General features: G+C 73.4%; 25 protein-coding genes. 15 read left to right on the forward strand and 10 right to left on the reverse strand.

Annotated features, from left to right (window positions below; translation table 11 throughout):
* The 4 genes from AB0F81_RS13925 to AB0F81_RS13940 form a co-directional block, all read left to right on the forward strand.
* Nucleotides 1-780: putative baseplate assembly protein (locus AB0F81_RS13925; protein ID WP_360196083.1), on the forward strand; the 780-nt coding region annotated here is incomplete at its 5' end.
* Nucleotides 777-4,349 carry a putative baseplate assembly protein gene (locus AB0F81_RS13930; protein WP_360196086.1) on the forward strand — a complete coding sequence of 1,191 codons (3,573 nt, stop codon included), beginning with the start codon at nt 777-779 and terminating at the stop codon, nt 4,347-4,349. The genes AB0F81_RS13925 and AB0F81_RS13930, both read left to right, overlap by 4 nt.
* Nucleotides 4,346-6,388 carry a hypothetical protein gene (locus AB0F81_RS13935; protein WP_360196089.1) on the forward strand — a complete coding sequence of 681 codons (2,043 nt, stop codon included), beginning with the start codon at nt 4,346-4,348 and terminating at the stop codon, nt 6,386-6,388. The genes AB0F81_RS13930 and AB0F81_RS13935 overlap by 4 nt, the downstream gene beginning before the upstream one ends.
* 185 nt (nt 6,389-6,573) lie before the next feature.
* Entirely contained in the window at nt 6,574-7,914 is a 1,341-nt protein-coding gene (locus AB0F81_RS13940) for a DUF6519 domain-containing protein (RefSeq protein ID WP_360196091.1), read from the forward strand.
* Between the two features lie 5 nt (nt 7,915-7,919).
* On the opposite strand, the gene AB0F81_RS13945 is transcribed toward AB0F81_RS13940, so the two are convergent.
* On the reverse strand, nt 7,920-8,309 hold the full coding sequence (locus tag AB0F81_RS13945; protein WP_360196094.1) for a RidA family protein: 390 nt from the start codon (nt 8,307-8,309) through the stop codon (nt 7,920-7,922).
* 65 nt (nt 8,310-8,374) lie between these two features.
* Here AB0F81_RS13945 and AB0F81_RS13950 point away from each other — a divergent pair, with 65 nt between their 5' ends.
* The gene (locus tag AB0F81_RS13950) at nt 8,375-8,968 is read left to right on the forward strand and encodes an ABATE domain-containing protein (protein WP_360196097.1); all 594 of its coding nucleotides are present in this window, start codon (nt 8,375-8,377) and stop codon (nt 8,966-8,968) included.
* Nucleotides 8,969-8,970: 2 nt separating this feature from the next.
* Here the strand turns inward: AB0F81_RS13950 and AB0F81_RS13955 are convergent, their stop codons facing one another.
* Both AB0F81_RS13955 and AB0F81_RS13960 read right to left on the reverse strand, forming a co-directional pair.
* Nucleotides 8,971-10,398, reverse strand: coding sequence for a hypothetical protein (locus tag AB0F81_RS13955; RefSeq protein WP_360196099.1), 1,428 nt, complete (start codon nt 10,396-10,398; stop codon nt 8,971-8,973).
* A 2-nt stretch (nt 10,399-10,400) separates the two neighbouring features.
* Complete coding sequence (locus AB0F81_RS13960; RefSeq protein ID WP_360196101.1) at nt 10,401-11,495, reverse strand: cellulose binding domain-containing protein; 1,095 nt, start codon at nt 11,493-11,495, stop codon at nt 10,401-10,403.
* 110 nt (nt 11,496-11,605) lie between these two features.
* Between AB0F81_RS13960 and AB0F81_RS13965 the strand changes: the two genes are divergently transcribed.
* A complete protein-coding gene (locus tag AB0F81_RS13965; RefSeq protein ID WP_360196104.1) occupies nt 11,606-12,229 on the forward strand; it encodes a maleylpyruvate isomerase family mycothiol-dependent enzyme in 624 nt (207 codons plus the stop codon).
* A gap of 23 nt (nt 12,230-12,252) precedes the next feature.
* On the opposite strand, the gene AB0F81_RS13970 is transcribed toward AB0F81_RS13965, so the two are convergent.
* From AB0F81_RS13970 to AB0F81_RS13995, 6 genes are all read right to left on the reverse strand, one after another.
* Nucleotides 12,253-12,834: a dihydrofolate reductase family protein gene (locus tag AB0F81_RS13970; protein ID WP_360196107.1), complete on the reverse strand. Its 582-nt coding sequence runs from the start codon at nt 12,832-12,834 to the stop codon at nt 12,253-12,255.
* Nucleotides 12,835-12,900: 66 nt separating this feature from the next.
* Complete coding sequence (locus AB0F81_RS13975; RefSeq protein ID WP_360196110.1) at nt 12,901-13,740, reverse strand: helix-turn-helix domain-containing protein; 840 nt, start codon at nt 13,738-13,740, stop codon at nt 12,901-12,903.
* A 72-nt stretch (nt 13,741-13,812) separates the two neighbouring features.
* Nucleotides 13,813-14,217, reverse strand: a complete 405-nt coding sequence (locus AB0F81_RS13980; RefSeq protein ID WP_360196113.1) for a MerR family transcriptional regulator — start codon at nt 14,215-14,217, stop codon at nt 13,813-13,815.
* 12 nt (nt 14,218-14,229) lie between these two features.
* Nucleotides 14,230-15,657, reverse strand: coding sequence for a SulP family inorganic anion transporter (locus AB0F81_RS13985; RefSeq protein ID WP_360196116.1), 1,428 nt, complete (start codon nt 15,655-15,657; stop codon nt 14,230-14,232).
* Nucleotides 15,658-15,709: 52 nt separating this feature from the next.
* Complete coding sequence (locus AB0F81_RS13990) at nt 15,710-16,342, reverse strand: hypothetical protein (RefSeq protein WP_360196119.1); 633 nt, start codon at nt 16,340-16,342, stop codon at nt 15,710-15,712.
* 7 nt (nt 16,343-16,349) lie between these two features.
* Nucleotides 16,350-16,679, reverse strand: coding sequence for a PadR family transcriptional regulator (locus AB0F81_RS13995; RefSeq protein ID WP_360196242.1), 330 nt, complete (start codon nt 16,677-16,679; stop codon nt 16,350-16,352).
* Between the two features lie 120 nt (nt 16,680-16,799).
* Here AB0F81_RS13995 and AB0F81_RS14000 point away from each other — a divergent pair, with 120 nt between their 5' ends.
* Genes AB0F81_RS14000 through AB0F81_RS14020 form a run of 5 tightly spaced genes read left to right on the forward strand, consistent with a single transcriptional unit; the run spans nt 16,800 to nt 22,120 of the window.
* Nucleotides 16,800-18,980 (forward strand): PEP/pyruvate-binding domain-containing protein, encoded by a 2,181-nt coding sequence (locus tag AB0F81_RS14000; protein ID WP_360196122.1) that lies wholly within the window; start codon nt 16,800-16,802, stop codon nt 18,978-18,980.
* A complete protein-coding gene (locus tag AB0F81_RS14005) occupies nt 18,977-19,645 on the forward strand; it encodes a helix-turn-helix domain-containing protein (RefSeq protein WP_360196125.1) in 669 nt (222 codons plus the stop codon). Before AB0F81_RS14000 ends, AB0F81_RS14005 begins: the two co-directional genes overlap by 4 nt.
* 19 nt (nt 19,646-19,664) lie before the next feature.
* Nucleotides 19,665-20,393, forward strand: coding sequence for an MIP/aquaporin family protein (locus AB0F81_RS14010; protein ID WP_360196128.1), 729 nt, complete (start codon nt 19,665-19,667; stop codon nt 20,391-20,393).
* A 36-nt stretch (nt 20,394-20,429) separates the two neighbouring features.
* A complete protein-coding gene (locus AB0F81_RS14015; RefSeq protein ID WP_360196131.1) occupies nt 20,430-20,849 on the forward strand; it encodes an arsenate reductase ArsC in 420 nt (139 codons plus the stop codon).
* The gene (locus AB0F81_RS14020; RefSeq protein WP_360196134.1) at nt 20,846-22,120 is read left to right on the forward strand and encodes an APC family permease; all 1,275 of its coding nucleotides are present in this window, start codon (nt 20,846-20,848) and stop codon (nt 22,118-22,120) included. The genes AB0F81_RS14015 and AB0F81_RS14020 overlap by 4 nt, the downstream gene beginning before the upstream one ends.
* Nucleotides 22,121-22,330: 210 nt before the next feature.
* Here the strand turns inward: AB0F81_RS14020 and AB0F81_RS14025 are convergent, their stop codons facing one another.
* A complete protein-coding gene (locus AB0F81_RS14025; RefSeq protein WP_360196137.1) occupies nt 22,331-23,530 on the reverse strand; it encodes a serine hydrolase domain-containing protein in 1,200 nt (399 codons plus the stop codon).
* A gap of 120 nt (nt 23,531-23,650) precedes the next feature.
* Between AB0F81_RS14025 and AB0F81_RS14030 the strand changes: the two genes are divergently transcribed.
* Genes AB0F81_RS14030 through AB0F81_RS14045 form a run of 4 tightly spaced genes read left to right on the forward strand, consistent with a single transcriptional unit; the run spans nt 23,651 to nt 25,032 of the window.
* A complete protein-coding gene (locus tag AB0F81_RS14030; protein ID WP_360196140.1) occupies nt 23,651-23,935 on the forward strand; it encodes a hypothetical protein in 285 nt (94 codons plus the stop codon).
* Nucleotides 23,936-23,968: 33 nt separating this feature from the next.
* Complete coding sequence (locus AB0F81_RS14035) at nt 23,969-24,346, forward strand: DUF2089 domain-containing protein (RefSeq protein ID WP_360196142.1); 378 nt, start codon at nt 23,969-23,971, stop codon at nt 24,344-24,346.
* Nucleotides 24,343-24,594 (forward strand): hypothetical protein, encoded by a 252-nt coding sequence (locus AB0F81_RS14040; protein ID WP_360196144.1) that lies wholly within the window; start codon nt 24,343-24,345, stop codon nt 24,592-24,594. Before AB0F81_RS14035 ends, AB0F81_RS14040 begins: the two co-directional genes overlap by 4 nt.
* A gap of 15 nt (nt 24,595-24,609) precedes the next feature.
* Entirely contained in the window at nt 24,610-25,032 is a 423-nt protein-coding gene (locus AB0F81_RS14045; protein ID WP_360196147.1) for a hypothetical protein, read from the forward strand.
* The last annotated feature ends 67 nt before the right edge of the window (nt 25,033-25,099 follow it).

The following is a 25,099-nucleotide window of genomic DNA, read 5'->3' on the forward strand; positions in this document are numbered from 1 at the left end:
CCCGGCGCGGTGCTGGCGGTGCGCTACCGGGTCGGCAGCGGCATCGCCGGCAACGTGGGCGCCGACGCCATCGCCCACCTGGTCGTCTGCGACGGCGACGAGGAGCCCGGGGTCCGGCGGGTACGCAATCCCCTGCCGGCGGCCGGCGGCACCGACCCGGAACCGGTCGAGCAGGTCCGCCAGCTCGCCCCGCTCGCGCTGCGCCGCCGCCGGCTGCGGGCCGTCACCGCCGAGGACTACGCCGAGCTGGCGTCCGCCGTGCCCGGCGTGCAGCGGGCCGCCGCGCAGCTGCGCTGGACCGGCTCCGGCCGGCAGGCGCACGTGGCGGTCGACCCGCTCGGCACCGGCGCCGCGCCGCCCGCGCTGCTCGAACGGGTCCGCGCTGACCTGGAGAGATACCGGCGGATCGGTCACGACCTGGTCGTGGTCCCGGCGACCCGGGTGCCGCTGGAGGTGGCGCTCATCGTCTGCGTGACGCCCGGCCACCACCGGCAACGGGTCCGCGACGACATAGTCCGCGCGGTGCGGGCGCTGTTCGCGCCGGACGCGGTCACCTTCGCCGAGCCGGTACGCGCCAGCCGCATCGTCGCCGCCGCAGCCGCCGTGGCCGGCGTGACCAGCGTGCGGGTGACCCGGCTGCGCCGGCTGTTCCGCCCGGACGCCGGTGAGCTGGACGCCGGTGTGCTGCACGTCGGCCCGCTGGAGGTCGCCCAGCTCGACGACGACCCCGACCGGCCGGAGGCGGGCCGGCTCACCGTGACGACCGGAGGTGGATCATGAGCAGCCGACCGCCGGGCCGGGACACGTTCGACTACCGCACCGGCACCCACCCGGAGTTCCTCGACGCGATGCTGGCCCGGCTCTCCGGCCCGGCCTACCCGGCGCTGGCCGGACTGACCGTCCGCTCCACCGACGACCCGGCGATCGCGGTGCTCGACGCGGCCGCCGTGCTCGCCGACATCCTCACCTTCTACGCCGAGCGCATCGCGCACGAGGGCTACCTGCGCACCGCCACCGAGGAACGGTCGCTGCGCCTGCTCGGCCGCCTGGTCGGGCACCTGCCCCGGCCGGGGATCGCGGCGGAGACCGTGCTCGCCTACACGCTGGACCGGGACGCGCGCACCGACGCGGACTCGGCGGTGACCATCCCGCGCGGCGCCCGGGCGCAGAGCGTGCCGGAGGACGGCGAGCAGCCGCAGCCGTTCGAGACCGCGGAGGACCTGCCGGCCCGGTGGTCCTTCAACGACCTGCGGGTGCTGCTGCGCCGGCCGGTGCGGATGACGCCGGAGAGCATCCGGCAGGCCGGGGTGCTGCATCTGGCCGGCACGTCCGCGAACATCCGGCCCGCCGACCGGCTGCTCATCGTCTTCGCCGACGCCGACCCGGAACTTCTCGTGGTGCGCACCGTCGAGGTCGACCCGCGCGAGGGCGTCACCGTGGTGGCGCTGGAACGCCCTCCGGCACCGTCCACCGAGGAGCTGACCGCCGAGTTGGGCGACCTGGTCGCGCAGGCGCGGGACTTCTCCCGCAGCCGGATCGTCCAGCGGTATGTGACCGCGGCCCTGGAGCCGATCGAGGCCGGTGCCCGCACCCCCGAGCGGCTGACCCGGGACCTGCGCGGCGCGCTGGACGCGCTGGACGCAACGGTCGCGGCGGCTCAGCCGTACCCGAATGTGCACGGCTGGCTCACCGGCTGGCTGCAACCGCGGCTGCGCGGTCTCCATCGGCGCGTGAGCGCGCTGCTGCCGCCCGCCGAGACCCGGGCCGCGCCGCTGCACGAGGCGCTGCGGCTGGACGACCCGAACCCCGCGGTCACCGGGCTGGGCGCGCTGCTCGGCGGGCTGCGGGTGCCGCCGTCGGTGTCCCCGGCCGGCTCGGCCGACCTGGACCGGAACCCGGCCGAGCTGTTCGGTCCCGGCTCGGACCTCGGGGTGCAACTGCTCGCCGCGCTCGACCCGAGGCTCGCCGAGTCGCTCTACCCGGCGTGGCGGCGGGTGGACCTGACCGCGCCGCTGGCCGTCACCGACCTGCGGGTGATGCGGACCGTGGCGACCCCGTTCGGGGCCACCGCGCCGCTGCAACCGGAGTTCGGCCCGGACGGGCGGGTGATCCGTTTCGTGGACTGGCCGCTGCGCGGCGGCCAGACCGCGGAAGCGACCGTCACCTTCGCCGGCGACGGCCGGCCGGTGCGGGCACGCCTGGCCTGGACCGAATCGGACAACACGGTACCGGCTCTGGTCACCCTGCCCGAGGACGGCACGATCGAGCCGGCGGTCCAGCTCGGGCCGGGCACGGTGACGGTGAGCGTGCAGGCGCCGCAGATCGAGGGCCCGGAAGGCCAGGTGACCTTCGTCTTCGACGACGCGCTGCTCGGGCGGACGGTGATCGTCTCGCGGCCCGTCGAGGACAACGCCGTGCGAGTCACCGTCGGCGACGTGACGCAGCTGGTGGAGCCGGGCCAGCGGGTGACCGCACCCGTCGGGTCGTTGCGGCTGGTGCTCACCCGGACCGCGGAAACGGTCACCTTCGCGCTGAGCGCCACCCTCGCGCTGGACTCGCGCAACGTGCTCGCTCTCGACGCCGTCTACGAGGGCATCGGCCCGGAGTCGTGGGTGGTGATCCAGCGGCCCGGCAAGAGCAACCCGGACCTGAGCCTGCTGATCACCCGGGTGGTGTCGTCACGGGTCGTCTCGCGTGCCGACTTCGGCATCACCGGCAAGGTCACCGAGCTGGTGCTGGCCACCGACTGGCTGGACGGTGACGACACCCAGCTCTCCCAGATCCGCGACACCACGGTCTACGCACGCGGGGACGCGCTGACCCCGGCCACCGAGCCGGTCACCGCCGACGTCGCCGGCGCCGAGATCGAGCTGGCCGAGCTGTACGAGGGCCTCACCCCCGGCCGCCGGCTCGTGGTCACCGGCGAGCGCACCGACCTGCCCGGCACCCCCGGCGTGACCGGCACCGAACTGTCGATGATCGCCGGGGTGCGGCAGTACGTCGACCCGCAACGCCCCGGCGAGACCGTGCACACCGTGCTGACCCTGGCCGCGCCGCTGGCCTTCACGTACCGGCGCGACACCGTGCACCTGCTGGCGAACGTGGTGCCGGCCTCGCACGGCGCGTCCCGCGACGAGCCGATCGGCAGCGGCGACGCCGGGCAGGCGAACCAGACGTTCCGCCTGTTCCAGGGGCCACTCACCTGGCTGGCCGCGGACACCCCGCGCGGGGCCCGCAGCACCCTGCAGGTCCGGGTCGACGGGGTGCTCTGGCACGAGGTGGACAGCCTGGCCGGCCGTGGACCGGACGAGCGGGTCTACACCACCGGCGTGGACGACCAGGGGCGGACCGTGGTGACGTTCGGCGACGGGGTGCACGGGGCGCGGTTGCCGACCGGATATCAGAACGTGCGGGCGGCGTACCGGGTCGGCATCGGCCGGGCCGCCAACGTGGGCGCCGGCCGGATCTCGCAGCTGCTCATCCGGCCGCTCTGGGTCTCCCAGGTGACCAACCCGGTGGCTGCGGCAGGCGGCGCGGAACCGGACAGCCCCGCCCAGGCGCGGCGCAACATCCCGCTGTCGGTGACCGCGCTGGACCGGCTGGTCTCGGTCGCCGACTACGAGGACTTCGCCCGGGCCCGCGCCGGGATCGGGCGGGCCGCGGCCCGGCGGATCGGCGCCGGCGGGCGGGAGATCGTGCACGTCACGGTGGCCGGCGTCGACGACGAGCCGCTCGCCGAGGACGGCATCGTCCGGGCGCTGCGCGCCTCCCTCGCCACCTTCGGCGACCCGCAGCTGCCGGTGGCCGTCGCGATCCGCGAACCGGTGCTGCTCGTCATCGCGGCGAACGTCCGGGTGCACCCGGACCACTCGTGGCCGATCGTCGAACCGGCGGTGCGGGCCGCCCTGCTGGACCGGCTCGGCTTCGAGCGGCGGGAGCTGGCGCAGCCCGCCTACCTCTCCGAGGTGATCGCGGCGGCGCAGGCGGTGCCCGGCGTGGACTGGGTGGACGTGGACCTGTTCGCCGGGGTGCCGGGCAGCCTCACCCCGGACGCCCTGGACCGGCTCGGGCAGGACCTGACCGGCGCACGGCCGGTGGTGCCGGCGCGGCCCGCCCGTTTCGAGGAGGCCCGCTACACCGTGAGCGAGCCGGAGACGGTCGCCGCGGTCGCCGCCAGGCACGGCACCACGGTCGGCGAGCTGCAGCGGCTCAACCCCGGCCTGACCGGCCCGGATCAGGAGCTGCCGGCCGGCCGGACCCTGATCGTCTTCCGCGGGGTGCGGCCGGCGCAGCTGGTGCTGCTGTCGCCGCGGATCCCCGACACCCTGATTCTGAAGGAGGCGCGGTGAGCGACCGTCTCTACCCGCTGCTCCCGCAGGTCCACCGGCGCCGCGACGCGGAGGTGGGCGAGCCGCTGCGCGCGCTGCTCGCCGTGGTCGCCGAGCAGCTCGACCTGGTCGAGGACGATCTGCGACGGCTCTACGACAACTGGTTCATCGAGACCTGCGAGGAGTGGGCCGTACCGTACCTCGGTGATCTGGTCGGCTATCGCACGCCGGCCGGGACCGGCGGCGAGGTGCCGCCCGGTCTGGCGGCCCGGCTGGCGCCGCGCCGCGACGTCGCCGACACGATCGCGACCCGCCGGCGCAAGGGCACGCTGCCGCTGCTGGAGGAGATCGCGGCCGCGGTCGCGGACTGGCCGGCCCGGGCGGTGGAGATGCGAAGGCTGCTGGCCGGCACCGCGCCGCTGCGCACCGGGGGCGCCGGGTGGACGCCGGCCACCGTCAGCCTGCGCGACGCCGGCGCGCTGGGCACGCTCGGCGGCCCGTTCGACACGCAGGCCCGCCTCCCCGCGTCGGCCGGGCCGTACCGGCTTCCCTCGGTGGCGCTGTTCGTGTGGCGGCTGCGACCGTTCTCGATCACCCACGCGCCGGCCTACTCGATCGACCGGGCCCGCAACCAGTACACGTTCTCCATCCTCGGCAACGACGTGCCGCTGGTCGCCGAACCGATCCCGGAGCCGTCGGCCACGCACATCGCCACCGCCGACAACGTGCCGGTGTTCATCGGCCGGCGGGCGCTGCAGGACCGGCTCGCCGACTTCTACGGGCCGGGCAAGAGCTTCGCGATCTGGCGCGACGGCGCGGACGAGCCGATCCCGCTCGCCCAGGTGGTGGTCGCCGACCTCTCCGGGTGGGCGTACCGGCCACGGCGCGGGCAGGTGGTGGTCGACCCGGAGCTGGGGCGCATCGCGTTCGGCTCGCGCACCGCGCCGCGCGGCGGGGTGCGCGTCACCTACCACCACGTCTTCCCGGACGAGCTGGGCGGCGGCGAATACCCGCGCGACCTGAGCACGGGGCCACGCGTCTACCGCGTCGGCGGGCCGGACGGCGAGTTCGAGAGGATCACCCAGGCGTACGAGCGGTGGCGCGACGACAACGCCGGCGGTGACGTGCCCGAGGCGATCATCGAGATCACCGGCAGCGGCGCCTACCAGGAACAGCTGGAGTTCACCGTCGGGCACGGCGACCGGCTCGAAGTGCGCGCCGCCGAGGGTTCCCGGCCGGTGCTGCGGCTGCTCGACTGGTACAGCAACCGCCCCGACTCGCTGCACATCCGCGGCCCGCTGCCGGAGGAGTGCGCCGACGACGACCGCCCGCCCGGCCGGGTCGTGCTGGACGGCCTGCTCATCACCGGCCGCGGCGTCAGCGTCACCGGGGTGCTCGGCGCGCTCACGCTGCGGCACACCACCCTGGTGCCGGGCTGGGCGATCGAACCGGAGTGCCGGCCCGCCCACCCGCAGGAGCCGAGCCTGGTGCTGGAGAACACCACCGCGTGCGTGCAGGCCGAACGCAGCATCCTCGGCACCATCCTGGTGATCGCCGACGAGGTGCGGACCGACCCGCTGCCGATCCACCTGACCGACAGCGTGCTCGACGCGACCGGCCGCGACCGGGAGGCGCTGTCCGCCCCGGACTGCCGGCACGCGCACGCGATCCTGCACGTCCACCGCAGCACGGTGATCGGCGAGGTGCACACGCACGCGGTGCGCATCGGCGAGAACAGCATCTTCGACGGGCTGATGCACGTGGCCCGGCGCGGCATCGGGTGCCTGCGGTTCAGCGCGGTGCCGGCCGGATCGCGGACACCGCCGCGTTACCGCTGCCCGGCGGACCGGCCCCGGTTCACGTCGGTCGACTACGGCACGCCGGCGTACCTGCAACTGGCCGCCGACTGCCCGCCGGCGATCGCCCGCGGCGCCGAGGACGGCTCCGAGATGGGCGTCTACCACGACCTCTACCAGCCGATGCGCGCCGACGGGCTGACCGCCCGGCTCGCCGAGTTCTCCCCGGCGGACACCGACGCCGGCATCGTCTACGTCACCTGAAAGGACCGCGTCAACGATCCCGCGGCGCGACCCAGAAGATCGTGAAGAGATATGTCGAGAACCAGCGCAACGCCTGACCAGACACCCATCCGCCCAGGCGGGGGATGGGCTACCCCTGACCTGCTCCGCAGGGGTTCCACTTCCTCCCCACGGCTGAAGCCGGGGGTTTCCGCGAAAGGATCCCGATGAAGGGCGACTTCACCCGGCAGACGTTCGACCCCGCCGACGCGTACAGTGCCGTGCTGCTCCAGCAGGGCCGGGTGCTGCTCGACGCGGACTTCAACGAGCACGCCGCGATCCAGGTGCACGCGCTGCGCACGCTGGCCCGTGACCTGATCGGGCCGCACGGCGGCCCGGGCTTCCCGATCGGCGCGGTGGAGGCCGGCGACGACGAGCCGCCGGACCTGTCGATCGGCGGCGGCCGCTACTACGTCGAGGGCATCGCCGTCGACGCCACGCGCCGGCCGGCGCCGGTCACGGTCCCCGACTCGGGTACGGTGCCGAACCCCGCGGCGCCCGGCCCGTGGACGTACTGGAGCCAGCCGTGGGCGTATCTCGACCCGGAGAACGACGACGACGCGCTGCCGGAGGCGTTCCCGTACGTCGTCTATCTGGCCGTCGGCGAGGAACTGGTCACCGCCGTGCAGGACTCCCGCCTGCGGGAGGCCGCGCTCGGCGCCACCATGCCGGACACCGCCGCCCGCAGCCGTGTCGTCTGGCAGGTCCGCGCCACCACCGAGGTCGACCTGGCCGGCACCGACTCCGCCGACCAGATCCGCGAGCGCTTCGCCACCTGGGCCGAGTCGCGCACCGGCGGCGGCCGGCTCGCCGCCCGGGTGGAACGCCCGTCCGGCGCCGACGAGGACCCCTGTGTGGTCGCCCCCGAGTCCCGCTACCGCGGCCAGGACAATCAGCTGTTCCGCGTCGAGATCTTCAACGAGGACTCGTTCGTCTGGTCGCGCGACAACGGCTCGGTCACCTTCCCGGTCGACTCCGTCGACGGCCGGTGGGTCACCCTCGCCGCGCTCGGCCGCGACGACAAGCTTGACCTCCATGTCGGCGACGCGGTCACGCTCACCGACGACGCCACCACCCTGCGGGGTACGGCGGGCGTGGTGCTGCGCGTCGAGGACGTCGACGTCGCGGACCGCCGTGTGCTGCTCGACGCGGATCCGCCCGCCGGCGTGGGGCGGCTGCCCGCCCGGCACCCGCTGCTGCGCCGCTGGGACCATCCCGCCAGCGACGAGCCGGACGGCGCCATCCCGCTGGAGACCGGCTCCTGGCTGGATCTGGAGGACGGTGTGGAGGTCTGGTTCGAGCCGGACGCGGCATACCGGCCGGGCGACCACTGGCTGATCCCGGCCCGCACCCTCACCGGCGGCATCGAATGGCCGGCCGGCGAGGACGGACGGCCGGTGCTGCGGGCCCCGCACGGCCCGGCCCGGCACGTCGCGCCGCTCGCCTGCGTCCGGGCCGCGAACGAGATCCAGGACCTGCGCCTCGGCTTCACCCCGCTGACCGGCTGAAGCTCTCACACCACCGCGACGGCGTCGATCTCCACCAGGAAGCCGGGGTTCAGGCCGGCCACGACGTGCACCGTGATCGCCGGCGGCGGGTCCTCGCGGTGCCACACCTCCTGGAAGGCGGCCACCCCCTCGTCGAAGGAGTGACCGTCCACCACGGCGATCCGCCAGTGCACGATGTTCGCCAGGGTGGCGCCCTCGCTCTCCAGGATCGTCCTCAGGTTGCGGAACGCCTGCCGGGACTGCTCGCCGACGGTGGGCCCGACGAGCTTGCCGTCGGCATCGACGCCGTTCTGCCCACCGATGTAGATCGTCTTCGCCGGTTGCTCGACCACGACCGCCTGGCTGAAGGCCGGGCTGCGGTGCATTCCTTCGGGGTTGATGTGCCGAACGCTCATCGTTCCTCCTCGGCTCAGGAAACCGGTTAAACAGGTTTCTCTCTGACACCAGTTATAGTGGTGTCATGCGCACGAACGCAACCGGACGGGTCCTCACCGATCCCCGCGGCGCGTCGTTCCGGTTCGACGCCGGCGCCGTCAGCCTCGATTTCGCCCACACCGGCGGCGAGGGCCGCTATGCCGTCTTCGAGACCCTGCACGAGCCGGCCCACCTGGCCGCATGGCTCGCGCAGCCGCCCCTCGACGCGGTCCTGACCGTCCCGGTGACCCCCGCCGACCTGGCCGAGGCCAAGGCCCTGCGCCAGGCGATCTGGGAGGCGGCGCAGGCCCGCGCCGCCGGCCGGCCGCTGCCCGCCGAAGCGGTCGCGACCATCAACCGGGTCGCGGCCGCGGCACCCCTCGCCCCCGCACTCGGCCCTGACGGTAGGACGGTGAGCTGGGCGGCGCCGGTGCACACCGCCCAAGCCCTGTCGACCCTGGCGCGGGAGATGATCGAGCTGCTCGCCGGGCCGCTCGCCGAACGCTTCCGGGTGTGCGCCGGCGACAACTGCCCGCTGGTCTTCGTCGACTCGTCACGCCCCAACGCCCGCCGCTGGTGCGCGATGGAGCGCTGCGGCAACCGGCACAAGCTGCGGGCGATGCGCGCCCGCCGCGCGTGAGCTCACGCCTCGTCGGCCACCACGTGGATCAGCCTGCGGGCCTGCTGCGCGATCGACAGCCGCCACGCGTCGAACGTCGCGTCGCTCGGGGCGTAATCGGTCTCGAAGTGCTGCATGTCCGGGGTGTGGATGTGCCCGGCCGGAATGGTCAGGCCCATCCGGTCGCGCAGCAGCGTGTTGCGGTAGGCGCTCTCGTTGGACAGGTAGTTGCCACCGCTGCCGCTGTAGGAGCAGGAGGCCGGATCCGGCGGGCTGTCGCTGGTCTCCCGGACCGTCGAGGCACAGTCCGGGAACCGGGTGTTGGTGGTGCGCCACTGCACCCCGAAAGCCTCCGACTCGTCCGGCCAGGTGTCGCCCGGCGGCCGCGGCACGCCCACACCGGTCCGGGCGGCGATCATCTGCTCGACGGGCAGCGTCGCGGCGGTCCATTGCGGCGGATTGCGCAGGTCGAACGTCGGCGGGCCACCCCAGCGGTCCACCACCACGGTGTTGCACTCCGGGTTGTTGATCGCCAGCTGCGGCACGCCGCCGACCGGCGGGCACGGCCGGAACCGGTCGTTGCCCAGCGTGATGCCGTGGTAGCGGGCGTTCCACTGTTCCAGGTTGAAGACCGCTCCCCCGGCCTGGCTGACCGTGATGGACGCGTCGGCCCGCCGCGGGCCGGGCAGCAGGAACGGGCCGACCGTGTCCTCCAGATAGCCGCGCCGGAACTCGGGGAAGCTCACCGGCAGTGTGTACGCCTCGATGAAGGCGACCCTGCCGTCGGAGGTCCGGTGACGGGTGCCGTCCAGCGACAGCGCGGTGGCTCCGGACGGATTGCCGTGCCGGATGTTGTTGCCGCCCGTCCCGCCGTCCAGCGTGTACGGATCGAAGCCGCTGACGATCACCCGCTTGACGGCGCCACCGGCCGGCAGGTTGATCTCGGACATCCCGCGCGACGTGCGGTCGAACTTCTCGATCAGCTCCAGGCGGTGCCCCGCGAACAGCGCGAACGACGGCGCCCACTGCCGGATCGCGGCCATGGCCTGCACCCGCGTCCAGTAGAGCGGCCGGTCGTCACTGTACGGAAGCGTGCCCCGCACCGGCCCGCGCCGCTGGGCCCGGTCGACCGCCATGTCCCACAGCCGGCCGGCGTTACGGGCCACGATCTTCTCGGCAGCCTCCCGCGAGCGGGCGCCGCAGAGCTGCTGGACGAGCCGCGGCGTGAAGTCCTGGAAGCCCGCCCCCTCGATCATCAGCTGGGAGAACGGGGCGTAGCCCGGAAGGGCGAAGGTGAGGCGGCTCTCCTCGACCGAGAGCGGCACGCTCCGGTCGAGACAGTCCTGGCCGCCGGGGTGGTGGGTCGCCCGCGCGGCACCGGCCGCGCCGAGCGAGGACAGCAGCGCCAGACTGAGGCACGCGGATGCGGATCGGAGCCAAGGCCGGATCATCGTCAGTCCTTCCGACAGGGTTGACCGTTGAGGACGAATGCCGCCGGCGCCGGGCCGACGGTCGTCCAGCTGCCCATCAGCCCGACGTCCCGGCTCGCGCCCGGCGCCAGCGAGCCGTTCCAGTGCGCGTTGCGCAGCGTGACCTTGGCGCCGTCCTGCGCGTAGGCCGCGTTCCAGGCCGACGTGATCCGCTGGTCGCCGGCGACGTCGAAGGTGAGTGCCCATCCGTCGACCGGAGCCGCCCCGGTGTTGGTGATCCGCAGAGCGGCCACGAACCCGCGGTCCCACTGCGCGGTGTGCTGATAGCTCACCGCGCAGGCCGGCGGGGGTGGCGGCGGGCTGGACGGCGGGCCGCTGGTGGGATTCGTGGATCCCACCGTCACCGTGCCGGACGCGATCGACACGTTGCCCGCGGCGTCGCGCGCCCGCACGTAGAAGACGTTGCGCTCCGCGGACAGCGGCGCCGTGTACGACGTCCCGCCGACCGTGGCCAGCAGCCGCGAGGTGAACCACCCGTCGAACCAGTACACGTCGTATCCGGTCACGGCGACATCGTCAGTGGCGGGCGACCAGCTGAGAGCGACACTCCGCGGCGTCTCGCTGGTGACGGTCAGTCCCGCCGGAGCCTGCGGCGGCGTGGTGTCCGCGCTGCTGTCCGAGAGCGGGGTGACCACGGTGACCGCCTCGGACGACAGCGACCGGTGCCCGGCGCTGTCGTAGGCGAAGACCCGGAAGGTGTACTGCTGCGCGGGCCGGATGTTCTCCGCGATCGTGAAACTGGTGCCGTCACCGGCGTCGGTGGCCCGGTAGATGTCGTCGAACGCCTGGTTCCAGGTGATGTGGTAACCGGCGACCGCACAGCACCCGGGCCGCGACGGTGTCCAGCTGAGGGTGATCGCGGTGGACCTGATCACGGTCGCGGCCAGCCCGCTCGGCGCCGACGGCGGCAACGGCGACATGGACGGGGTGGGCGCCGGGACACTCGGCAGGACCGGGCTGCCGTACGCACCGGTGACGGTGAGCAGGCCGGCGAGCGTCACGGCGGCCGCGACGATGACCGCCACCAGCAGCCTGGCCGCGGAACGTGTTGTCAGCATGCCTCCAGCCTGCTGACAACATTCACATCGGTCAATGCTGCTCCCGCATCGACGCCGAGGGAGTCGAGTAGCTCACCCGGGTGCGGGGCGCACTCGGTATCGTCCAGCGGGTGGAGATCCTGGAGATGATCGCCGATGAACGGCGCCGGCTCGCGGACCTGGTCGACTCCCTGACCGAGGAGCAGCTGCAAACCCGCAGCCTCTGTGCGGCCTGGACCGCGAAAGAGGTCGTCGGCCACCTCGTCGCGGTGGTCGCCGCGTCCAACACCGCCGCCCTGAAGCTGCTGCTGACCAGCGGCTTCAGCATCCACAAGGCCAACGCCCGGCTCGCCGCGCAGACCGCCGAGCGGCCCGCACCGGAACTCGCCGCCCTGCTGCGCGAGCACGCCACCAACCCGTTCCGGCCGCCGGTCGTGGGCCACCCCGGCGCGCTCACCGACCTGCAGATCCACAGCCAGGACATCCGCCGGCCGCTCGGCCTGCCCCACCAGCTGCGACCGGAGCGGATGCGGATCTCGCTCGACTTCCTCGTCGGCGGCCGGGCCGTCGGTTTCACCCCGAAGAAACGGCCGGCCGGGCTGCGGTTCGAGACCACCGACCTGGACTGGGCCCATGGCGCCGGCCCGGCCGTACGCGGGACCGGCGAAGCCGTCATGCTCGCTCTCGCCGGACGCGAGGCCGCCTTCGCCGACCTCGACGGCGACGGCGTCGCCGTGCTGCGCCGCCGCGCCTGAGCGGGCGCGCCCGCCGAATGCGGTCAGCGGCGCACCCGATAGCTCAGGTGCAGCACCCGGTTGCCCGCAATGACCACGTCGGGGTCCTCCAGCAGGTGCTGTGCCTGGACCGGCCCGAAGAAGCGCTTGCCCGACCCGAGCACGACGGGCGCGACGTCCATGCGCACCTCGTCGACCAGTCCCGCGGCGAGCGCCTGGCCACCGACGTCGCCGGCGGCGACCTCGACGATCCGGTCACCCGCGAGCTCCTGCGCCCTGGCCACGGCTGCCTCGACGCTGTCGACGAAGTGGAACGGCGCCTCGGGGTCCCAGCCCTCGGGCGGCGGCCGGTGGGTCACGACGACCACGTGGTCGACCCCGCTCGGAGGCTTGCCGTCCCAGCCGTCCGTGATGTCGAAGACGTGGCGGCCGGCGATCGTCACCGCGATCCGGTCCCAGTACGCCCGGGTGTGGTCGTAGGACGCCTGCGACACCTTCAGCACGCCGCTGTCGTCCAGCGGGACGTCACCGCTGGTCAGCCAGTCGAACAGCGGCCCGGGCTGGTCGTTCTCGTCCGCGATGAAGCCGTCCACCGACACCGAGCCGTACATGACCACCTTGCCCACGGGGCTCTCCTCTGCTTCGCCGATGCCCCAAACTAGCGTGCCGTGAGCTGCCGCTCTTGTAAGAAATCAATCGGCCGGCAGCGGCCAGCCGTCCAGCACGTGGCCGGGATGCTCGCGCAGGAACCGCCGCCGGACCTCGACGTACCGGGTCGGCGTGAGCCCGGTGAACGCCCGGAACTCGTGGCCGAAGTGGGCCTGGTCGAAATAGCCCGCGCCACCGGCGAGGTCGCCCCAGTCGATCGGTGCGGCGGGGTTGATCGCGAACACGGTGGCGGTGAAGCGGTGGGTGCGGGCCAGCCGCTTCGGCGTGACGCCGACGAGCTCCTTGAACCGCTGTGCCAGGTGGGTGCTGCTGACACCGGCCGCCGCGCTCAGGTCGCCGATCGCCACCGCCCCGCTGGTCGCCGCGATGACGCTGCTCATCTGACGGACCAGCCCGAGGCCGGGGGTCTCGCACAGCCGTCGCCTCAGCTCCTGTTCGAGCAGGGTCAGCATCTCGTGCGGTCCGTCCGCCGTGGCCAGCCGGTCGCGCAGCTCGGCAACGGCGGGCCGGCCCCACGCCTGCTCCACCGGCACCGGCCGGTCGCACAGCTCGGCCGCGGGCATCGGCAGGAACGGCGCCAGCCCCCACGGCTTGAAGTGCACGCCGACGGACCGGGTCCGGGGCGGGTAGCCGAACTCCCACGCGCGGGTGGGCGTGGTGACCACGCAGCCGTCGGAGTACTCGGCCGTCTCGACCTCGGCGCCGCCGCGGATCCGGAACGGCGTCCCGAGGTTGAGGACGAGCAGCGGCGACGGCGCGGCCGGCAGCGTCAGCAGGGCGTACGGCGGCGCGCCCGCCAGGTAGTAGAGGTCGTCGATCAGCCCGTCCAGCGGCGGTCGCGGCACTCTGGACACGTACTCCACGCCCACAGCATCACCGACGCCCCGCCGGAGGGTCCAGCCGCGCTGCCGTCCAGGGCTCGGGCCGCGCCGTGGCTATCGGTCGCCGCTGTAGCGGTCGATCTGCTCCTCGATCTGCCGTGCGAAACCCTCGGCCATGTCGAGCTGGTCGCGCAGCGCCTGGACGCGGTCGCGGGCGGCGGTGTGGAACGTGGCGAGCCGCTCCCGCAGGGCGGCCCGGTCGCCGCCGGTGACGGCCGGGTCGCTGAGCGCGTCGAGGGTGGTGAGCAGGTCGCGCATCTCGTCGAGGGTGAAGCCGAGCGGCTTCATGCGCTTGATGACGCGCAGGCGGTCGAGGTCGGGTTCGGTGTAGAGCCGGAACCCGCCCTCGCTGCGCGCCGACGGCAGGACCAGGCCGGCTTCCTCGTAGTGGCGGATGGTGCGGATGCTCAGCCCCACCCGTTCGGCGGCCTCGCCGATCTGCATCAGTCCCGCGGTCATCGGGTCAGTGTCTCAGTGCCCGGCCTTGAGTTGTCCCGCGAGGGTTTCGTGCATGCGGGCGCTGGCCTCGTTCAGGCCGGTGATCTCGACGGTCTTGCCGCGCTGGGTGTACTTGGTGGTGATCGCGTCCAGCGCGGCCACCGACGAGGCGTCCCAGATGTGCGCCCGGCTCAGGTCGATCACGACCCAGTCCGGGTCGCCGTTGTAGTCGAACTGGTAGACCAGGTCGTTGCTGGAGGCGAAGAACAGTTCGCCGTGCACGCGGTAGACCCGGGTGTCGCCCTCGCTCTCGCTGGTGACCTCGGCGAAGTGCGCGACCCGGCGGGCGAAGACGACCATCGCGGCGAGCACGCCGAGGACGACACCGACGGCGAGGTTGTGGGTGGCCAGGGTTCCGGCGACGGTGACGGCCATGACGATCAGCTCGCCCCAGGGCATCCGCTTGAGCGTCGCCGGGGCGACGCTGTGCCAGTCGAACGTGCTCACCGACACGATGATCATGACGGCGACCAGGGCGGCCATCGGGATCATGGCGACCACGTCGCCGAGCACGACGACCAGCACCAGCAGGAACGCGCCGGCCAGGAAGGTGGACAGCCGGGTACGGGCGCCGGACGCCTTCACGTTGATCATCGTCTGCCCGATCATCGCGCAGCCGCCCATGCCGCCGAAGAAGCCGGTGACGATGTTCGCCACGCCCTGCCCCCACGACTCCCGGGTCTTGTCGGAGTGCGTGTCGGTGATGTCGTCGACCAGCTTCGCGGTCATCAGCGACTCCATCAGGCCGACCAGGGCGACCCCCAGCGCGTACGGGGCGATGACCCGCAACGTGTCCAGCGTGAACGGGATGTCGGGAAGGCCGAGGGTGGGCAGGCTGTCGGGCAGCGTCCCCTCGTCACCGACAGTCGGCACCGCGACGTGGGCGAGCACGGTGAAGGCGGTCAGCAGGACGATGGCGACCAGCGGCGCGGGCACCACGGTGGTGACCCGCGGCAGGAACACCATGATCGCGAGAGCGACCGCGACCAGCGGGTAGACCAGCCACGGCACCCCGATCAGGTGCGGCACCTGGGCCGTGAAGATCAGGATCGCCAGCGCGTTGACGAACCCGATCATGACGCTGCGCGGGATGAACCGCATCAGCCTGACCACCCCGAGCAGGGCCAGCACCACCTGCAGCAGGCCGCCGAGGACGACCGCGCCGATCAGATGGTCCAGACCGTGCGACGCGACCAGCGGCGCGACGACCAGCGCGATCGCTCCGGTGGCCGCGCTGATCATGGCCGGGCGGCCGCCGGTGAAGGCGATCGTGACGGCCATGGTGAAGGACGCGAACAGGCCGACCCGCGGGTCGACGCCGGCCAGGATGGAGAACGAGATCGCTTCCGGGATCAGCGCCAGCGCCACCACCAGCCCGGCCAGCACCTCGGTACGCAGCACGCGCGGCGAGGCGAGCCAGGACGGACGGGACCAGGGGAGAGTTGCGCCGGCCCTACTTCTCGAGCCGGCTCGGCCAGGTGGCGAGCCGGTGGAGGACGGCGAGGCCGGCCAGCAGGCGCGCCGCGCTCACCGTGACGGCCAGCGCCGTCAGGGCTGAGCCGCGCCCGGCGTATCGGGCGATCAGCACCGCGTCGGCGACCACGGCCAGGGCGGCCACCACGGCCGTGGCGAGCAGGGCCTGACGCGGCCCGGTCTCCGGGAGCCACCGCATCAGCGAACCGGTCGTGGCCACCGCCCGGACCGCCACCACCACCGCGACGGCGACCAGCGGCAGCACGGGCAGGGCCACCAGAAGCACCACGAGGCCGGTGCGCCACGGCGGCAGGCGCAGCGCGAGCAGCCAGAGCGCACCGATCAGCGGTCCGGTCACCAGGAGCCCGGTCAGCGTGCGGCGCCCGTACGCGATGGCGAGCTCACCGGCGAACGCCTCCGCGACGCGCCGTGGCGGGCCGAACTCCGCGATGGCCGCGTCGACGGCCCGCTCGCCGGGGAATCCGGCGGCGGCCTCGTGGAGGCCGTCGCGCAACTCGTCGAGAATGCGCTCGCGGCGGCGGCGAGGCCCGCTCAGATGCCCCGCGACCTCGGCGAGGTAGGCGTCGATCCGGGGATCACCCCAGCCGTCCACGGCTGCCTCATCCGGGCGCGGGCCGGGCGAGCAGGGCGGTCACGGCGGCGGAGAAGCGGTCCCAGACGTCGCGGTGCTGGGCCAGCGCGGCCCGGCCGGACGCGGTGAGCTGATAGGCCCGGCGGCGCCGCCCGCCCACCGTGTGCCACTCGCTGCTGATCAGCCCGGCGCTCTGCAACCGGTGCAACGCCGGATAGACCGTGCCGGTGGGCAGGTCCAGCGTCCCGCCGCTGCCGGTGCGCAGCGCCTCGATGACCGCGTAACCGTGGCGCGGCTCGTCCTCCAGCGCGGCGAGCAGCAGGGCGTCGAGGTGCCCTTTGAGCACCTCCGGCCGTATCGGCACCACGAGCCAGCCTCCCTTTCGCGGCGTTGCCCTTCTCAACCCAGCAGGCGTAGCGTAGTGACGCAATACTTTGTGACGCTACCTATCAGACCGGACCTCGACCGAGGAGCCGTGATGGAGCAGATCTCCGGCGGCAAGGCCGCCACCCTCGCCCGGCTGTCCGCCGCCGGCCTCGCCGTCCCGCCCGCCGTCACCATCCGCCCCGCTGAGCTGGACGATCCGGCATTCGACACGACCGTCCGCGACGCTGCCCGCCGGCTGGGCAGCGGCCCGTTCGCGGTGCGGTCCTCCGCGCTCGCCGAGGATCTGCCGGACGCCTCGTTCGCGGGCCTCTACGAGACGTATCTCGATGTCGGTGCCGACGAGCTGCCCGGGGCGGTGCGGCGCTGCTTCGCCGCGGCCACCGCCGACCGGGTGCGGGCCTACCGGGGTTCCCGAGCCGGCGGCCCGGCCGGCATGACGGTGCTGATCCAGGTGATGGTCGACGCCGCGGCGGCCGGCGTGGCGTTCACCGCCGACCCGGTCACCGGCGACCGGCAGCGCACGGTGGTGACCGCCGTCGCCGGGCTCGGCGAGCCGCTGGTCTCCGGCGAGACCGGCGGCGAGGAGTGGGCCGCCACCGCCACCGGCACGGCCCTGACCCGGCCCGCCGCCGACGGCACGCCGGTCCTCACCCGGGAGCGGGCCACGGCGGTCGCCGCGCTGGCCCGCCGGGTCGAGGAGCACTGCGGCGGCCCGCAGGACGTCGAGTGGGCCTTCGACCGGGACGGCCGGCTCTGGCTGCTGCAGGCGCGGCCGATGACCGCGGTTCCCGAGCCGGCCGCCTGGGACGCCCCGGGGCCCGGGCTCTGGATGCGCAACTTCCGGCTCGGCGAGTGGCTGCCCGAGGCGGTCACGCCGCTGTTCGCGACCTGGCTGCTGCCGGCCCTGGAGGCCGGTTTTCTCGACGGCATGCGGCAGAGCATCGGTGTGGTGGCGCCGTTCCGGTATGCGCTGGTCAACGGCTGGTACTACAACGCCACGCCGATACCGGACGCCCGGCTGCTGGCCGGTGTGCTGCGGCGCGGCCGAACCGTGCGGATCCTCTATCACGCGCTGATCGGGGTCGGCCGGGACCCGGTCGCCGCCGACCGCGCGGTCCTGACCGGCCTGCACCGGCAGTGGCGTGACGAGCAGTTGCCGCGCTACCGGCGGCTGGTCGCCGGGGCGCGGGAGGAGTCCGTCGCGGTGCCGCAGCTGCCCGCTCTGATTGACGCGCTGGCCCGGGAGGCCGGGGCTGCCCTGTGGTTCCTGGCGATCGTGGGCGGCTCCGCCTGGAAGATGGAGGCCTGCCTGACCCGGTTCTGCCGCCGGCACCTGCCCGCCGTGCTGGACCGCTACGACGGCGGGGCGCAGGTGCTGCTGCGCGGCCTGCCCGGCACGATGCGGCCGGCCGCCGGCCACGAGGTGTACACGCTGGACTGGTTCCATCCGACCGCCGGTGAGTCGCCGCGGCCGGCTGTCGACCCGGACGTCGCCGTACGCCGCGGTGCCGAACTGACCGCCCAGCGTGAGCGCGCCGAGCGCGAGTGCGCCGCCGCCCTGGCCGCGCGTCCCCGCCTGCTCGCCGCCTTCCGGGAGCTGCTGGCGGTGACCCAGCGTTACGCGGTGATCCGCGAGGAGCAGGCCCGCCTGCTCACGCTCGCCTGGCCGGTGCTGCGCGCCTGCGTCCGCCGCCTCGGCGAGCACCTCGGCGACGACGCCTACTTCTGCACGCGCGACGAGCTGACGGCCGGGTCTCCCGCGCCGCCGGTCGCTGAGCGCCGCGAGCGCTGGCAGCGACAGCGGCGCCTCGCCGCACCGTTGACGCTGGGCCGGCCACCCCGGCTGGTGGGCGACGTCATCGAACGCACGGTGACCCGCGCCCGCGGCCCGGCCCCGATCCCGGCCGGGATGATCGCCGGGCACCCCGCCTCCGCCGGCCGGGCCACCGGCCCGGCCCGGATCCTGACCGGGCCGGCCGAGTTCGCCGCCCTGCGCGACGGGGAGGTGCTCGTCGCCAAGGCCACCACCCCGGCCTGGACCCCGCTGTTCGCCCGGGCCGCCGCGGTGGTCACGGACACCGGCAGCCTGGCCGCGCACGCCTCGCTGATCGCCCGCGAGTACGGCATCCCCGCCGTCGTCGGCACCGGTGACGCCACCCACCGGCTGCGCACCGGCCAGCGGATCACCGTCGACGGGACCGCCGGCACGGTCACCGTTCACCCACTGTTCGCTTGCTCCGACGAGAAAGCTCAGCATAGATTGAGTCAATGACGGCTGAAGCTTCGTCGCTGCAGGCGCGGGCCCGGGTCCACGCCGCGCTCGGCGACCCGGCCCGCCTCGCGATCGTCGACGCGCTCACCCTCGGCGACGCCTCCCCCGGCGAGATCTCCGCCGAGCTCGGCATGCCCACCAACCTGGTCGCCCACCACGTCAACGTGCTGCAGCAGGCCGGCCTGCTGACCCGCACCCGGTCCGAGGGCGACCGCCGCCGCACCTACCTGCGCCTGGTGCCGGGCGTCCTGTCGTCGCTGACCGCGCCCCGCCTCGACGCCACCGACCGGGTCGTCTTCGTCTGCACCCGCAACTCCGCCCGCTCCCAGCTCGCCGCCGCCCTCTGGCGTGACCGCGTCGGCGGCGACGTCGCCTCGGCCGGCACCCACCCGGCGCCGCGGGTGCACCCGCGCGCGGTCCGGGTCGCGCACGAGCACGGCCTGGCCCTCGACCCGGCCGGCACCCACCACGTCGACGACGTGGTCGGCGACGGTGACCTGATCATCGCGGTCTGCGACAGCGCCCACGAGGACCTCACCGCCCGCGTCCGGCCCCGGCTGCACTGGTCGGTGCCCGACCCCGGCCGCATCGACACCGACGAGGCGTTCGAAGCCACCTTCACCGACCTGGCCGACCGCATCGACCGCATCACACCCACCCGCTGACCCACCGGAGTCACCTTTCATGCCCACGATCACCCTCTGGCGGCGGCTGCTCGCCGAGTTCCTCGGCACCGCACTGCTGGTCACCGCCGTCGTCGGCTCCGGCATCATGGCGGCGACGCTGTCGCCGAACGACATCGGCCTGCAGCTGCTGCAGAACTCGGTCGCCACCGCGTTCGCGCTCGGCGCGCTCATCCTCACCTTCGGCCCGGTCTCCGGCGCCCACTTCAACCCGCTGGTGTCGGCCGCCGACTGGTTCCTCGGCCGCCGCCTCGGCACCGGCCTCACGATCAAAGACCTGGCGGGGTACGCCGTAGCGCAAACCACCGGCGCCATCGCCGGTTCGATCCTGGCGAACCTGATGTTCGACCTCGCGCCGGTCACCCTCTCCACCAAGGACCGCGCCGCGGGGCACCTGTGGCTCGGCGAGATCGTCGCCGTCGTCGGCCTGCTCCTGCTCATCTTCGCGCTGGGCCGGTCCAGGCGCGCCTCGGTCGCGCCCGCCGCGGTCGGCGCCTACATCGGCGCCGCCTACTGGTTCACCTCCAGCACCAGCTTCGCGAACCCGGCCGTCACCGTCGGCCGCGCCTTCACCGACACCTTCGCCGGCATCGCCCCGGCGTCGGTGCCGGGCTTCGTCATCGCCCAGATCGCCGGCCTGATCCTCGGCGTCGAGGTGCTGCTCGCCCTCTACCCCACCGCGGGCGAGACCGCGGACGACATCGTCGTCGAACCCAGCCGCGCCGTCTGACCACCACACCCTCACGACCAGCAAGGAAGCCCGACCATGAGCGACTCCAAGCCCACCGTCCTGTTCGTCTGCGTCCACAACGCCGGCCGTTCCCAGATGGCCGCCGGCTGGCTGCGCCACCTCGCCGGCGACACGATCGAGGTCCGCTCCGCCGGCTCCGCCCCCGCCGAGACGATCAACCCGGCCGCGGTCGAGGCGATGAAGGAGGCCGGGATCGACATCACCGACCAGACCCCCACCAAACTCACCTGGGACGCCGCGCAGGAGTCCGACGTCATCATCACGATGGGCTGCGGCGACGCCTGCCCGGTCTTCCCCGGCAAGCGCTACGAGGACTGGAAGCTCGAGGACCCGGCCGGCCAGGGCGTCGAGGCCGTCCGCCCGATCCGTGACGAGATCAAGACCCGCGTTGAAGCCCTGCTCGCCGACCTGAACGCCGCGAAGGGTGCTCGGTGAGCGTTCCCGCAGCAACCGGCGGGCAGCTGGCCCGGCGGCTGGGGCTGTTCGACGCGGTCGTCATCGGGCTGGGCTCGATGATCGGCGCCGGCATCTTCGCCGCCCTCGCCCCGGCCGCCGCGGCGGCCGGGCCCGGCCTGCTGCTCGGGCTGGCCCTCGCCGCGGTGGTGGCCTACTGCAACGCCACGTCCTCGGCGCGCCTCGCGGCCCGCTATCCGGCCTCCGGCGGCACCTATGTGTACGGCCGCGAACGCCTCGGCCCGTTCTGGGGCTACCTGGCCGGCTGGGGTTTCGTCATCGGCAAGACCGCCTCCTGCGCGGCCATGGCCCTGACCGTCGGGCTGTACGCCTGGCCGCAGCACGCCCACGCGGTGGCGGTCGCCGCGGTCGTCGCCCTGACCGCGGTCAACTACGCCGGCATCCAGAAGTCGGCGTGGCTGACCCGGGTCATCGTCGCGATCGTGCTGGCCGTCCTGGCCGGCGTCGTGGTGGCCTGCCTGACCTCCCCGTCCGCCGCGGCCGCCCGGCTCACCGCCGGCGGCGACGCCACCCCGGCCGGCGTGCTGCAGGCCGCCGGCCTGCTCTTCTTCGCCTTCGCGGGGTACGCGCGCATCGCCACCCTCGGCGAGGAGGTGCGGGACCCGGCCCGCACCATCCCCCGGGCCGTCCCGATCGCCCTGGGCATCACCCTCGCCGTCTACGCGCTCGTGGCCGTCGCCGTCCTCACCGTCCTCGGCGACCGGCTGGCCGGTTCAGCCGCCCCGCTGGCCGACGCCGTCCGCGCCGCCGGCTGGCCGCAGCTGTCGCCCCTGGTCCGCGTCGGGGCCGCCGTCGCCGCGGCGGGTTCCCTGCTCGCCGCGATCCTCGGCGTCTCCCGCACCACCCTGGCGATGGCCCGCGACCGGCACCTGCCCCACACCCTCGCCGCGGTCCATCCCCGGTTCCAGGTCCCCCACCACGCGGAACTCGCCGTCGGCGCGGTGGTCGCCACCGTCGCGGCCGTCGCCGACGTGCGCTCCGCCATCGGCTTCTCCTCGTTCGCCGTGCTGGTCTACTACGCGGTCGCCAACGCCAGCGCCTGGACCCTGCGCCCCGGCGAGGGCCGGCCGGTCCGGCTCATCCCGGCGCTCGGCCTGACCGGCTGCCTCGTCCTGGCTTTCGCCCTGCCCCTGCCGTCGGTCATCGCCGGAGCCTCGGTCCTGGCCGCCGGCGCCCTCGCCTACGGAGCACGCCGGGCATTCCGGGGCCCAGCACGAACGCCGGGCGGGTGAGCTCGCCGCCGTCGCTCACGAACGCAGATCCCGCCGCCAACGCCGGATGGGTGAGCCCACCGACATCGCTCACGAGCCCAGATCCCGCCGGCGATAGCCGGCGACGTCGGCGCCGAACACCCCGGCCCGCCCAGCGGTGGGCCGGGCCAGGCCGAGGAGCGGGCGGATGGTGGTGGACTTGCCCACCCCGCACCCGGCGGGAAGCCACTGTCAGCGGCTGATCCCCCGCGGGCCCGAGCCGCCGCAGAACACCGTCCGGAGGAGCCCCGGCAGCGACCGGTTGAACGCCGTGCCCGGGTCGATCGCGGCGTCGCCGGTGGTCACCGAGGCGGTGAGGGTCTTGCGACCGTCGGGCGTGCTGTACATCAGCGCGCCGTAGCCGCCGGGCGGGCTGCCGTTGTGGTGGATGACCGTGACGTCGCAGGCCGGGCTGAGGTTCTGCACGAACACGCCGAGCCCGTAACCGAGCACCGGGTTCGGGGTGCGCATCTCGGCGAGCAGCGAGGCCGGCAGCAGCTTGCCGCTCATCAGCGCGGAGAAGAACCGGTGCAGATCCTCGGTGGTCGAGATCATGTCGCCGGCGGCGAAGAGCAGCGACGGGTTCTGCCGGGTGACGTCGATCGTCCGCCACTCACTGGCGTCCTGATAACGGTAGTAGCCGTGGGCGTACGGCGCGGGCAGCCCGGACCAGGCGCCCGGCGCCACCGTGCCCCGCAGCTCGAGCGGCCGCAGGATCCGCCGGCGCAGCTCCTCGGCGTACGAATGACCGCTGACCTGCTCGACCAGAAGCCCGGCGAGGGTGTAGTTGGTGTTGGTGTAGTGGAAGGTGGTGCCGGGCGCGTAGCGCGCGGGCTTGGCGAGCGCGAGCCGGACCAGCTCGTCGGGCTGATAGGTGCGGAGCCGGTGGTCCACCCAGTCCTTGCCGCCGGCGGGAACCCCCGGCACGAACGTTCCGTCCGGATAGAACTCGCCGGTGTAGTTGAACAGCCCGCTCGTGTGCTGCAGCAGCATCCGCACCGTGATCCGCCGGTCCAGGCCGAACCGGGTCAGGTGGTCGGCGACCGGGTCGTCCAGCCCGATCCGGCCCTCGTTCACCAGTTGCAGCACCATCGTCGCGGTGAAGGTCTTGGTGGTGCTGCCGATCCGGAAGTGCCCGTTCACCGGCGGCTTCGCGGCCGTGCCCAGCCGGCGGACCCCGGCGCTGCCGGCCCACTCGCCGCGCTCGTCGTGCACCCGCATGTGCATGCCGGCGAACCCGGCGTCGACGAACGCCTGGATGGCGGCCTGATAGTCGGGGCGCTGCGGCGGGTGCGCCGTGGCGGGAGCGGACGCTCCGGCCACCAGCGTGGCCGTCAGCGCGATGACTGTCGTTCGTTTCGCCAATGATTTGATCACGAGGTCCACGGTCACGGGCCACCCTGACACCGCACCGCCACGGCCCTGACACGGCCGCTGACACCGTCGCGTGCCTGGAGACCGCTCCTCCGCTGCGGGTGATCCGCGGACCCGCCGTCCGGCCAGGGCGGGCGCATGGGCTGGCGGAAGCTGCGGATCACGGTGCACGGGCGGCCGATCTTCGTACGGCTGGGTCCGGCGGTGCCCGGCTCGACGCCGCTCGTGCACGTCCGTCGCTGGCCTGGGCCCTGCTGGAGATCCTCGACGTCCCCGGTCAACGCCGTGCGGTTGTTCGGTGAGCTGGTGGGCTTCCCTTCGCTGGAGCGGCGGCTGCGCGCCCCAGTGCCGCCGCTGGCGGTGCTTGCCCAGGTCATCGCCGACTGGCTGGACAATCTTGAGAAAGTTAAGGCCGACATCTAGAAAGTTAATATCTGTCCGGGTATACATTTACATATGACAGATCAGCCGCTGGACTGGCAGGAACTGACGAACCTGACCCGCGGCCGGCCGTTCGTCGTCGAGCGGGTCCGGCTGGCCGGCAACGGCGTCGCGATCGAGGGCGAGTTCGAGCTGCCCCAGCTGGCTCAGCTCAACGTCGAGGACCAGGTCTTCGTCACGGCCTTCGTGCGGTGCCACGGCTCCATCAAGGAGATGGAGCGGATCTTCGGGGTGAGCTACCCGACGATCAAATCCCGGCTGAACCGGATCACTCAGATGCTCGACTTCGTCGAGACCGACCCGGCGCCGCCGCGCAGCGACGTCATCGACCGGCTCCGCCGCGGCGAGATCACCGCACAGCAGGCCGTGTCCGAGCTGGAGGGCCGCACATGATTCCCCAGCTGGTGACCGTCCGGGTCAAGCGCTCGGCCGGCCGCACCATCCGGCTCTGGATCCCCGTGCTGCCGGTGGCGCTCCTGCTCGCGCCGCTCGTCACCCTGGGCGTGGTCGTGGCCTGCGTCATCTATCGCGTTGATGCCGTCCGCGCGCTCGCCACCCTCTGGCGCGTCGTCGCCGCCCTGCCGGGCACCCGGTTCAGCCTCGACGAGGGCCGCACCGCCGTGCTCGTCATCATCCGCTAGCAGAAGGAAGCTGCCATGAACGAAGAGCGCAAGGACATCCTCGACATGCTGGCCGCCGGCAAGATCACCGCAGCCGAGGCGGAGCAGTTGCTCTCCGCGCTCGAGCGGGGTCAGTCGCGGGTGGCGACGGCCGTCGACACCCGGGCGAAGGGCCGGCCGAAATATCTGCGCGTGATGATCGACTCCAACGATGACGGCGAGCCGGTCGCGGTCAACATCCGCGTGCCGCTGCAACTGCTGCGAGCCGGCGTGAAACTGGCGGCCCTGATCCCGCCGGTGGCGATCGACCGCGCCAACGCCGAACTGAGCAGGGCGGGTGTGCCGTTCGACCTCGGCCAGCTCAAGCCCGAGCAACTGGAGGACCTGGTGGAGGCCCTCGACGACCTGACCATGGACATCGACTCCCCTGATTCCACCGTGCGCATCTACTGCGAGTGACCGCCCGAGCCGGACTGCCATGCTCAGATCGACTGCATATACAGATGGTCTATAGTTGCAGCCATGA

It is taken from the genome of Actinoplanes sp. NPDC024001 (assembly GCF_040638955.1).
In the GTDB taxonomy this organism is placed as follows: domain Bacteria; phylum Actinomycetota; class Actinomycetes; order Mycobacteriales; family Micromonosporaceae; genus Actinoplanes.